At 39.2% G+C, this 11,591-nt stretch carries 13 protein-coding genes and 1 riboswitch; of the genes, 12 read left to right on the plus strand and 1 reads right to left on the minus strand.

Annotation, left to right across the window (positions count from 1 at the left end; genetic code table 11):
- Positions 1–37 precede the first annotated feature (37 nt).
- The 11 genes from shc to ACFO3P_RS11190 all read left to right on the plus strand — a co-directional run bounded on the left by shc (position 38) and on the right by ACFO3P_RS11190 (position 8,320).
- Positions 38–1,915, plus strand: a complete 1,878-nt coding sequence (gene shc / locus ACFO3P_RS11140) for a squalene--hopene cyclase (protein WP_289585388.1) — start codon at positions 38–40, stop codon at positions 1,913–1,915.
- 362 nt (positions 1,916–2,277) lie between these two features.
- Positions 2,278–3,318: a DUF1835 domain-containing protein gene (locus ACFO3P_RS11145; protein ID WP_289585389.1), complete on the plus strand. Its 1,041-nt coding sequence runs from the start codon at positions 2,278–2,280 to the stop codon at positions 3,316–3,318.
- 27 nt (positions 3,319–3,345) lie between these two features.
- Positions 3,346–4,104: a hypothetical protein gene (locus ACFO3P_RS11150; RefSeq protein WP_289585390.1), complete on the plus strand. Its 759-nt coding sequence runs from the start codon at positions 3,346–3,348 to the stop codon at positions 4,102–4,104.
- Positions 4,105–4,209: 105 nt separating this feature from the next.
- Positions 4,210–4,371: a hypothetical protein gene (locus ACFO3P_RS11155; RefSeq protein ID WP_212929428.1), complete on the plus strand. Its 162-nt coding sequence runs from the start codon at positions 4,210–4,212 to the stop codon at positions 4,369–4,371.
- A gap of 378 nt (positions 4,372–4,749) precedes the next feature.
- Positions 4,750–5,100 (plus strand): hypothetical protein, encoded by a 351-nt coding sequence (locus ACFO3P_RS11160; protein WP_289585391.1) that lies wholly within the window; start codon positions 4,750–4,752, stop codon positions 5,098–5,100.
- Between the two features lie 48 nt (positions 5,101–5,148).
- The gene (locus ACFO3P_RS11165; RefSeq protein ID WP_289585392.1) at positions 5,149–5,694 is read left to right on the plus strand and encodes a hypothetical protein; all 546 of its coding nucleotides are present in this window, start codon (positions 5,149–5,151) and stop codon (positions 5,692–5,694) included.
- A gap of 110 nt (positions 5,695–5,804) precedes the next feature.
- On the plus strand, positions 5,805–6,119 hold the full coding sequence (locus ACFO3P_RS11170) for a hypothetical protein (protein ID WP_042531090.1): 315 nt from the start codon (positions 5,805–5,807) through the stop codon (positions 6,117–6,119).
- A 10-nt stretch (positions 6,120–6,129) separates the two neighbouring features.
- On the plus strand, positions 6,130–6,417 hold the full coding sequence (locus tag ACFO3P_RS11175) for a hypothetical protein (RefSeq protein WP_256705530.1): 288 nt from the start codon (positions 6,130–6,132) through the stop codon (positions 6,415–6,417).
- Positions 6,418–6,523: 106 nt separating this feature from the next.
- Positions 6,524–6,623, plus strand: a riboswitch (guanidine-I (ykkC/yxkD leader).
- Positions 6,624–6,697: 74 nt separating this feature from the next.
- The gene (locus ACFO3P_RS11180) at positions 6,698–7,039 is read left to right on the plus strand and encodes a DMT family transporter (protein WP_042535888.1); all 342 of its coding nucleotides are present in this window, start codon (positions 6,698–6,700) and stop codon (positions 7,037–7,039) included.
- A complete protein-coding gene (locus ACFO3P_RS11185; protein WP_193064948.1) occupies positions 7,039–7,353 on the plus strand; it encodes a DMT family transporter in 315 nt (104 codons plus the stop codon). The genes ACFO3P_RS11180 and ACFO3P_RS11185 overlap by 1 nt, the downstream gene beginning before the upstream one ends.
- A 100-nt stretch (positions 7,354–7,453) precedes the next feature.
- Complete coding sequence (locus tag ACFO3P_RS11190) at positions 7,454–8,320, plus strand: hypothetical protein (protein WP_289585393.1); 867 nt, start codon at positions 7,454–7,456, stop codon at positions 8,318–8,320.
- A 149-nt stretch (positions 8,321–8,469) separates the two neighbouring features.
- Here the strand turns inward: ACFO3P_RS11190 and ACFO3P_RS11195 are convergent, their stop codons facing one another.
- Positions 8,470–9,381, minus strand: a complete 912-nt coding sequence (locus tag ACFO3P_RS11195; RefSeq protein ID WP_193064950.1) for a DMT family transporter — start codon at positions 9,379–9,381, stop codon at positions 8,470–8,472.
- A 137-nt stretch (positions 9,382–9,518) separates the two neighbouring features.
- Between ACFO3P_RS11195 and pdxR the strand changes: the two genes are divergently transcribed.
- Positions 9,519–10,934: a MocR-like pyridoxine biosynthesis transcription factor PdxR gene (gene pdxR / locus ACFO3P_RS11200; protein WP_193064951.1), complete on the plus strand. Its 1,416-nt coding sequence runs from the start codon at positions 9,519–9,521 to the stop codon at positions 10,932–10,934.
- The last annotated feature ends 657 nt before the right edge of the window (positions 10,935–11,591 follow it).

The following is an 11,591-nucleotide window of genomic DNA, read 5'->3' on the forward strand; positions in this document are numbered from 1 at the left end:
GTATAGGAAAAATGGTTCTTATAAGAGAGGTTTTCTAATGAAGGAAAAGGTAGATGTAGAGATAAATCGTCTGGTTGACAGGCTTACAAAAGAACAAAAGCATGATGGTTCCTGGGCGTATCCCTTTGAAACGGGGATTTCCACAGATTGTTATATGATTATCCTCTTACGTACTTTGGAAATGGATGATGAGAATCTTATCGATGCGCTGGTAAGCAGAATCCTTCGTAAACAAGGGAAGAATGGTGCCTGGAAAATATTCCACGATGAAGAGGAAGGGAACCTCACGGCAACGGTGGAGGCTTGTTATGCGCTCCTTTACTCCGGTCACCGAAAAAAGGAGGACCGGGAGATTCATCTGGCAACAAGGTTTATCCAGCGGCATGGCGGCTTAAAGGAAATCAATATGTTTGCAAAGGTTATGTTAGCTCTGACAGGGCAGTACAAGTGGCCGCGCTATCTTCCTGTTCCGGTTAAATTCATTCTTTTTCCGGTTTCTTTTCCACTTAATCTATTTGACTTATCATTATATGCACGGTCCAATTTGGTTCCTATATTAATTACTGCAGATTATAAATTCAGCCGGAAGACAAAGCGTTCGCCTGATTTGTCCGATCTATTTTTACAACGGGGAGATGACGGCGATTGGGAAGCGGAGTTAAACGATTGGCGCTCCTTTCAAACCCCTTTTCAACGAGGAATTAGCAGTCTGATAGGGAACCCGGAACAGCTCCATGAATTAGCCTTGCAGCGTGCAGAGGAGTATATGCTGAATCGAAGGGAATCAGACGGGACATTTTACAGCTATTTCAGTGCAACGTTTTTGATGATATTTGCTCTGATGGCCAGAGGCTATTCGAAAAAGGATCCGATTATTATCAAGGCAGTAGAGGGACTAAAAGCTTTTCAAACCAGTATTGGAAAACAAACGCACATGCAGTATACGACGGCAAACGTCTGGAATACGGCTTTGATCAGCCATGCTTTGCAAAAGGCTGGTGTACCCTCCTCTGCCACGGTAATTAAGAAGGCAAATCAGTATTTACTTGGGAGACAACAGATGAAGTACGGCGATTGGAGCATCCATAACCAAGATGTGACACCGGGCGGATGGGGGTTCTCTCATATCAATACGTTCAATCCTGATCTGGACGATACAACAGCTGCGTTGAGGTCTATTCGTTCCTTTGCCCGTAACACCCCCGTCTATCGACAAGCCTGGGACCGCGGAATTCAGTGGGCAGTCTCCATGCAGAATGATGATGGCGGCTGGCCGGCCTTTGAGAAGAATGTAGATAATACATTGCTTTCCTGGCTGCCGATTGAAGGGGGAGGATCGATGCTGCTGGATCCATCAACGGCTGATTTAACTGGGAGGACATTGGAATTCTTCGGAAATGACACGCATACAGATACGTATCAGCCCTTTATAAAACGCGGTGTGAAGTGGCTTCTGCAAAATCAGGAAAAGGATGGATCCTGGTATGGCAGATGGGGGATTTGTTATATCTACGGAACCTGGTCGGCGATTACAGGGTTAGCAGCGGTTAAAACACGCAGCAACCATCCGCAGGTTCAAAAAGCGATCCAATGGTTATACGCCATTCAAAATCAGGACGGCGGCTGGGGAGAGTCGTGCAAAAGCGATATAGAGAAAAAATATGTCCCGCTCAAGGAAAGCACGCGTACACATACCGCCTGGGCATTAGATGCGCTGATTGCTGCAGAAGGAAAAGCAACACCGGAAATCAAGCGGGGTATTGCGTATTTGCTGGATGCGTCGGTGAAAGCGGATTGGACAACAGCCTATCCGAAGGGGCAGGGGCTTCCTGGAGGATTTTATATTCACTACCATAGCTATGAATATTTGTTTCCGTTGCTTGCTCTGGCGAATTATCGGGAGAAGTTTTATTGAAAAGAGATGAGTAATAACCGTTGGCTGCTTTTTGAACACATAGTAGAAAATTACCCGGTATGCTCGGATAAAGCATGCCGGGTAATTTTTGCTGGTTCAAAAAAGACAAGCAAAATAGGCACTGATATTGATAGAAACAGATCCGTTATATAAAGATTTTTTATTAGTTAGAAAAGGGAGTATGAGGTTATCTCTTAATAAGTATTTACATCAATAAGTAATTTCGTGTAACGTGAATTTATGGAGATAGTTGAAATAAATGATGGAGGATTATAAAAAAATTCTTATGTGATCGAGCAGTTTCGTTTAATTAAGAGCTAATAGGCGCTATCGTAATAAAACCTATAAAGGTGGGAGATACATTGATCGATGAATTAAAAGGAACCCTTAATCATGCTGCGGAAGAGGAAGTGAGGTCCCTTTTATTTCAAACCTTTTTTCGAATCCATATGCTTGAAGAATCAGACCAGTATACGGAGGAGCAGTTTGTAGCAGATTTGAAGAAAACATACCATGATTTTTTGAGTGTCAAAAGAGATCAAACAAAAATAAAAAATAGTACCAATGATAAAGTTGTGCATATCCTCTTTGATGATTCCGCGGCTGGAAGCTTGAAATGGGTATTAAAAGAAATGGGATTACAAGATGAAGAAATGGTTATCTCCTTTTCAGATGCCTTTTCAATCGGCCCGATTTGGCAATTGCATGATCAAGCGGGACTTGACTACAGGGAGGAATGGTTAAAAAATCATCTTATTCTGGATGATGATTGTCTAGATGAATACCGACATCATTTCAATCGTACACTCTCCATGATAAGTGCTATCCCTGAAACGGCGTCTATTATCATTTGGACTGGGGAAAACGCTCATGAACAGACTGCTTTAAGCTATGTTCTGTATTTATTGAGAGATAAAAGGAATGATATAACCGCTATAAACACAACGAAACAGTATAAAAAACAATTCAATATTCCAGAAAAGGATAATTATCCGTTGCACACCGGGGAAATCATGTCTGAAAAGCTGCAGTTGATTTATCAAAATAGCAGTAAGACACCTGCTTTAAGCAAAGAGCAGCGGGAAAAATTCGAGCAGAAATGGCAAGCATTAGCTGCTACACAAGAAGCTCTGAGGATATGGGAAAATAGAGATATAAAAAGTGTAGATGAAAGCTATTATGACGACGTGATAATCAACAAAGCAAAAATGCTGCATCAGGAGCAAAAGAATACGGAATTCATCCTATCAGCACGTCTTATTGGCGAGGTGATCGGCTATTTAGATCAATATATTAGCGATGTGTTTGTGGAGTATAGCGTAAGACGTTTAATTTTGAAGGGCGTTTTTGAAATAAAAGGTGTTCCCAAAGCAATGCGGTTTTACAGTGTGAAACTCAAATGAATTACGAAGCGTCAGGAGTAAATACATATGGAAAATAATTTAGAAAGCCTCTTTCTAAGAAAGCTAAGCGCAACCTTTGTGACCACCATCTTTCTATCGGCATTGTTTATTGTTATTCATTTTATAAATGGGTTTGAATCTGCATACCATCGCGGAAATCAATTCATGGGCTGGTTTACCGTTTATGCCCTGTATATTGGGATGATTATCCTGATTTATGGAAACGCGGTGGCAATAGCAATAGAATATTTGCAAAGTAAGTGGTTTCGTCAACATGACTGGCTGTATGTGTTGATTCTCGGCTTTTTCGGACTGGCTAATGGCATCATCTTTCAAGATGGAATGGCTGCCTTATACGGAATGCCAGCCGCCATCATCTATGGGATGTTTGATAAGTGGCTAGACAGAAGAAAGAGGAAGAAAAAGAGCGTTAACCCTTTTTGGATTATCCCAATCGCTTGCCTTGGAATAAGCTGGGGTTATTTAGAAGTAACCTCTCCGCCTATGCCCCCATTTACCAAAGAAGATGCGGTTGATTTTGCAACTTATGGTGAAGGAACGTTAACAGATGACTTCCCTGACAATATTGGACAATGGGAAGGTACAGTGGAAGGCTATCACATTACAAAGGAAACAGATGCAGAAGAAATTGGGGATGAAACGTATATTGTCACCTTTACAGAACACTGGAAAAAGGGGAGGGAATCAGGTACTTGGACAGCTTCTTATGAAGTTGACAGGCAAAGCATGACTACAGTTAACATAGAGGGAAAGAGGCCGTCATAGGATGGGATGCATTAATAGGATTTTAGGAGAACGTGATGACAATAATAAAGTGTGGTGTGTTGTTGGCAGCTGATGTGCTGATTATTTTAGAGGGGAGGATCAATGATGGATAACCAATATTTTGTAGGATGGGGCACACTGGCATTGATAAATGCCGGACTTGCACAGGGAAAGAATCGGACAGGGTTAAATTGGTTCTTGCTTTCCCTTGTATTAGGCCCGATAGCAACATTAATTTTGTTATTTGTTGAGAAGCGAATGCAATGAATACGATAATACGCAGGAAGACTTCTAAGCAAGACACCAATAGAAGCACCTTGGAGTTTCTAAAGGATGAAAATAAATGCGGATCATTTTTCTTAACCAAAGGACGCCATAGAGAGGAGCGGCTTCATTATGTATAATAATAAAGATAAAAAATTCCATTGTGATCATTGCGATAAAATCATAGAAACAGGTGAAAAGTGCTGGATAAAGTGGAATTTCCCTCCCAGCCATTTGAAGACGCAAACAATGCCTAGAAAAAGATTTGAGTGGGAGAACGTTCCTGTGATTTGCAGTGAATGTTCGAATAAGGATATTAAAATGTCAGATTATTAATCTATATCTTTGATAGGCTATTATTAATTAAATGACTTTACTTCAATGAGCCAAGATTATTTAATTGAAAATAATTATGATAGCACAATTAAACGCAGGTTTTCGTATAGTTCTCATTTTTCATACAAGCATCAAGCAGCTGCATATGCTAATCAAATTCCTTTGAACAATCAAATTAAAGGAACTGCAGAAGAAGAGAAATGTTTAACTATACTATACAATTATATGGACGAAGCAATTCAAAATAGTCAAGTTGTTGAGTATTTTACATCTTGGAATGGCGAAGAAGATTTAGCTCTTTTTAAAAAGAGGAGTATTCATTGTCTGGACATAAAAAATCCGTATGACTTAGTCATAGAAGATCGGGAGCTTTGGGAAATATTGCTTTGGAACTGAAATAAGTGAGCATACCATACTATTCTTTAGTAAAGGCGGGTATATCTAATGAAGAAGTTATTCCTTTTTATGCTGCTTACGCTTTCTCTATACGCGTGCAGTCAACCGGAAACAAATGAACCCGAACCTGAAACGACTCCCGTTGATTCGGTTGCCAATATGCCGGAAAGTATGCCGGATGACTTTGATTTTTCCATCCAGTTTGGTGTGGGCAAAAATAATGAGATTAACACTTTCGAAGGCACAGTGACGAAGGATTTAATAGAAAATGGTACAGCAACTGCAGAAATCAGCTTAACAGAGGAAGAAATGAACCAAATTTATGAAAAAATGAAAGAAATCAATATAAAAGAACCAAAAGAGTTTACTCCAGAACCCGTCGACGGAACGATTTGCAGTGTAGAACCACATGAAGAGGATGCGTGGGAAATTATCGTCAACGGAGAAACAATAACACATTCTGTTTCTGGAGCTTACTGTGAACCGACTGAAGATACAAAGGAATTTATCGGATTACGCGATGATGTATTTAGCATTGTTAAGGAAAAGGATGCGTATAAAGCGTTACCTGATGCTAAGGGCGGTTATGAATAAAAGATTATCAATGTTTTATACATGAAGTAATAAAATGGCGAGTGGACTTATTCCATATATCAAGACGGAAGCCCCGTCTCCCATTTGAAAAATGAAAAGAGGAACCAGCTATGATCGGTTTACTTAATATAGGCAGTCTTCTGCTTGGACTCGTTGCGTGGATACTTCCTGTTATTATTCTCACAAGATATGATAAAAACAATCCAAAGAATTGGGCTGCGTTTTCCCTTGCGAGCATGAGTGCTTGTGCTATTTCGTTATGTTTTCAGTTAGCTTATAACTATCATTTAGTAAAAATAGAGGATTGGATTGCTCTGATGGATACAGCAGGTGCTGTTGTTTCTGCCGCAGCGGTTCTGCTTATCGTTACCATCCTATTAAATGCTATTACTATATTTGTATATCGGGACAAAGCAGCAAAATAGGGGAATAAATGTGTTAGAAAGCGATGGAAGAAAGGGACAAAATGAGGGGAAGGAAGAGAGATACATGCGGTTATATGATAAACCGGTAACAGCGTATTTACATAATGATTTAACGGCTTTTGAATCGGAGGAAAATGACAAACAGCTTGTTTATCTTTTTGAAAAAGGCTATGTAACTGTTCTTGGGGAGTTCGAGTCTGATAAATATGTTGGTGGAAAAGCCTGTATTATTTTTAATCAGGAGGATGTTATATCGGTTGATAGAGGGATGCTGCGCTTTGTTGATGGGGAAAGTTGACGTATGTAAAAATGTTGCATCAATTTCTTCTTTTTGATATGGTTTTTTAAATGAAAGCTTTTATGGCAGAAAAAAAACGTCTATTATGATAAGAAATTACGTTGAAAAAAATGTTTTCTAGGGTTCCGCACATCAAATGCTGGTCTGGTCCGAGAGAAAACACACAGTGAATTACTGTGTCACGGAGGGATAAAAGCCCGGGAGAAGCTGTATGTACAGTTGCCTCTCAGGGCTTTTTTTAATTCGTTTTTTGGAAATAATAAAAGTGGAGGTGTTTGCAGTGAATCGAAATTGGATGAAAGTATTCGTTGCAGCTTTTTTGGAAATTTTTTGGGTGATTGGTTTAACGCATGCATATGATTTTTGGACATGGACTGGCACAGTTATATGTATTATTGTTAGTAATTATTTAATGATTACAGCGGCACAAGTACTGCCGGCAGGAACGGTTTATGCTATTTTTGTAGGGTTAGGGACAGCAGGTACTGTTATTGCAGGATTTCTTTTCTTTGGAGAAGCGTTTAAATGGGAAAAAGTAATTCTCATAGCAACATTATTAGCTGGAGTGATGGGTTTGAAATTGGTCACACCAGATAAGGCAGAGAAAGGAGCTGAATCCTGATGGCTTGGTTTACTTTAATTATCGCAGGCTTACTGGAGACATTTGGTGTTGCCATGATTAATCAGCTCTCTGTAAAACGGAATTGGCAAACAGTCATTCTACTTATTTTAGGGTTTGGTTCAAGTCTTGCTTTGCTGAGTTATTCCTTACAATTCATCCCTATGGGAACAGGCTACGCCATTTGGACAGGGATTGGTGTTGTCGGCGGCGCACTTATCGGCATGATATTTTATGGAGAATCAAAAGACTGGAGGCGTATGGTTTTTATCGCTATGGTTTTATGCTCTGTAATCGGGCTTAAATTAATCACGTAATAAGCGAAATGGGTATTGGTTTCAGTAGAATCTTTTGATAAAGGCGAATGGGTTAAAAGAAAACCATTCCACAAGAAATGAACTAAGAACGGGGAATCTTATGACAAAAACAAAATGGGCGCTCCTTGTTTTAGGAATCATGGATTTGGTTCTTATCATGATGCATGATACCGATTATTATTTTCTTTTTTTAAAACCAACTGGATATGTTATTCCTATGGTTATAAACCTGATCGTTCTTGCTGCAATCGGTTTTCGTGCAAAGCTCTCTATTCGTTCAAACCTTCCTAAAATATGGACAATTGCCGGGCTTGTTATTTTTATACCAATCATATTGTTTCATGGCTTCATGGTCTTGTTGATGGAATATAGTTACACAAAAATCGATTCACCATACGATCAGCAGTCGCTGGTAATCGAGCATCGCAGCTTTACCCTTGGGGAGACAACCTATTCTTATAATTTTTACAAGACGAAATTTGGCTTTATCGGCAAACAACTGGATGACCAATCCATTAGCATAGTTGCTCGACGCAGGGACTATCCGTCTGAAAGCTTCAATGCTGAAAATGCTTTGGGGTTAGGAAATGTAGAGTGGTTAACAGCAGATTCTGTTCGTTTCCATACTTGGAAAGGGACGGAGGATGTTTATTTAGATTCTACACAACCTTCATCTGAAACAGACGAGACGGAAAACCTGGAGGAAGCGATAGAGCAGTTTATGGATAATGCTGAAAAGAAAGAGGGCGGACAAACCATCACCGTGAATGGAAATACATTAACAGTACGGTATGATGCGGCTGCAAATCAAGAGTGGATTGACATAGCCAATGAGAATGAGGCTGGAGCCATTCCGACACAGCAATGCTCGCGTATTGTGCCAAACAAGGAACGCGGATATTATATGCTGGAAGAATGTACGCACCAATGGGAATATCCTTTATATCCTATGTCTGAAAAAAGATAATTCCGTCTAATCGATAAGGCGCTATTCCTCCATTGATTTTATCGCTATATCATTGTCTGATTTTACAAGAGGGATGGCTGTAAATAAACAGAGAGAATCGGAGCTAAACTTGTTTACTTGAGTTTAGCTCCGGTTCTCTCTTTGTGCTTTTATAAATTTTTTAACGGTGTCTGGCTAACCTGTAACTCATCCTCTCTCTTTATATTTGACATAAACACCCCTGATAAAGTAATCATGCCTCCCGCGATTGCAAGGAAATGAGGAATCTCATTCAACCAACCCCATGCAATAAGGAAAGCAAACACTGGTGTTAAATAAAGTGAACTCGTTGCCTCGGAAGCCCCGGTTTTGGACGTAACGTAGGCCAAAGTGAAGTAGGGAATAACCGTTGGAAAAATTCCCAGATAAACCACTGCCAGTGTTGCGTCCATTGGCGCGTTCATGATTGCCTCTCCAAGTCCAGGCATAAAAATCAACATGAAAAGCGTGCCTGCCCAAATCGTATATATCGTGAATGCGAAAAAACCATATTTTTTTAAGTAAGCATTTTGAAAAACAAAGTAAATACTTTCTGAAAGGGATGCGATTAAAATAAGGATAATGCCAGCGTTAAATGAAAAGCTGCCGGCGGAGTCACCGAAAGCAATAAAAGCTACCCCGCAAAAACTGATAAAGGAGCCTATCCATCCCCACAGGCCAAATTTTTCACGGAAAAATAATAAAGCCAATAATGCAGCGAATATAGGTGTTGTAGAGACCAATAAACTTGCAATCCCTGCACTAACCGTTTGTTCCCCATAATTTAGTGCTGTTTGATAGACGGAGAACCCCAGAAAACCTAATAATAAAATAATGGGTATATCTTTGATTTCCGGCAAACGAATTCTTTTGATAAAAGCTGCAAGAATCAGCATCAATGATCCAACTAATAATCGTAAAAGGGATATATGCTCTGGGGAGTAAGCAGTCAGAGCAGCTCGGATTCCGGGAAATGCAGATGCCCATAAAATAATGGTTACCAAATGAGCAAAAGCGATTTTTACATGGAAAGATTTTATCATAAGTACACCTCATTTATTTTAAGTACAACCAGTTTCGAACGGTGTTTCCTATGGTAATATGAGTGTGTTAGAATGTCTGCAACAGCTTAAATAGAAAAAATCCAACCAGTTTAAATAGGGTCGGAAAAGGAGTATCTATGAAAAAGCCCAAATATCAAATCATTATTGATTTTATAAAAGAGAAAATTTCTAAAGGAGAGTGGGCGATTGGAAGCCAAATACCGAGCCAGCGTCATTTGGCAAGAATGTTTGGAGTCAATCGAAGTACGGTTATCATAGCGTTAGAGGAATTAATGGCAGATGGATTAATAGAAGGAAAAGCAGGAAAAGGGACTGTTGTCACCAATAACACATGGACATTGATGGGAGACCATCTTTCCACAAACTGGAATGGGAATGTCACGCAGGGTATTCATAAGGCAAGTGTCTCTACAGTACAAGAAATCAATGAAACGGAATCAGATAATCGTTTCATTCAATTAAGTAAAGGGGAATTATCACCAGAGTTATTTCCTTTAGAAGAAATGCAGGAAATCATCCAAAAAGTTTCGAAACAATTGACCCCGTTCGGGTATGAAGAGCCAAAAGGGAATATAAAGCTGCGAGAGGCCATTAGTAATTATTTGAAAGAAAGAGGTATCGATGTGTCGCCATCATCCATCTTAGTGGTTTCTGGAGCGCTTCAAGCCCTCTATCTTATCTCCATTGGCCTTTTAAAGGATAAATCAACGGTATTCTTGGAAGAACCTTCTTACCTTTATTCGTTATCTGTTTTTCAGTCAGCCGGTATGGATCTCGAGGGGTTGCCGATGGATAACAAGGGCGTTAAGGTCGATTCTATTTACCAAACGAAGGAAACGGGCAGAAATATTTTATATACCATACCTTCCTTTCATAACCCAACAGGTATCTTAATGGAGGACAGAAGAAGAGAAGAATTAATGGAATACTGCATTAGAGAACAGATTCCTGTTATTGAAGATGATGTGTATCGTGATTTATGGATGGATAATGCACCTCCAGATTCATTAAAAGCCAAAGATCGTCATGGCAATGTCTTATATATTGGAAGCTTATCAAAGACATTAAGTCCTGGATTACGCATCGGCTGGCTGGTCGGTCCAGAGCCTGTTATTGACCGGTTAGCGGACTTGAAAATGCAATTAGATTACGGGTCAAGTACATTATCTCAGCTTGTAGCAGAGAAATGGTTATCCAGCAGTTTGTATGAACATCATATCGAAAAAGTTCAAAAACAACTGAGGATTCGCCGACAAAGAGCTTTAGAGGCATTGGAAAAATATTTAGGTTCTGTCGCCACTTGGGATATTCCAAAAGGCAGCTTCTTTATATGGGTGAAAATAAATCCTGCTTTTAAAGTGAAAAAGCTATTTGAAAAAGCATTATCCAAAGGGATTCTCATCAATCCAGGAAGTATTTATAAGGAAAAAGCAGGACAATTTGTACGACTGTCCTATGGTTTTGCTTCGCTGGATGAAATTGAAAAGGGAATATTTCAGTTGAGTGAAATAATTAAAAATAATATGGGATGAGATATTGCAAAACGGACAGCCCCTTCAATATAATTGAATGGCCAGTTTTTTAATAACTGTGCGTCGAATAAAACGGTTCGGGAGTTCATTATCCCATCCTCAAAGAAGCTGATTGTATTAGCCTCAAAAAAGCCGTTGAAAATGTGCATGATTCTTATACTCGTTATTACAAAAAGCAGAATCGGGCACCTTTTTTTAAATCAAAGAAGAGCTCGAATAGAATTGGGGAAAGAAAGTTTCGTTCGAAATTGTTTTTGACTAACTATTATTTATCTAACGTTTTAAATATAAGTTACTACCACTGAAAGACTGGCGTATCAGCATTTTGTTGCGTTATTTGCTGTTTGATAGAATTATTGATTCATAGTATGAAGTTATTTAATTTAATTTAATTTGGATATATTTTAAAATAATCGTTGACTTTCTATTTTCAGCATGGTAAATTTAATCTCGTTGCTAATTCGAGCGATCGTTCAGCTAACATAAATTTAAAAAGTTGTTGACAACGAATTGCAGATATGATAAATTAATAAAGTCGCCAATTTGAAACAGCGACAAACAAATTGCTCTTTGAAAACTGAACAAAACAACCAGTACGAAAGAAGAAAGACAACCTCGTTTTTCTTAAAAAATAAGTCAGAAGTTGACTTCTGAAAG

Source organism: Oceanobacillus aidingensis (assembly GCF_042654105.1).
Classification (GTDB): domain Bacteria; phylum Bacillota; class Bacilli; order Bacillales; family Amphibacillaceae; genus Oceanobacillus; species Oceanobacillus oncorhynchi.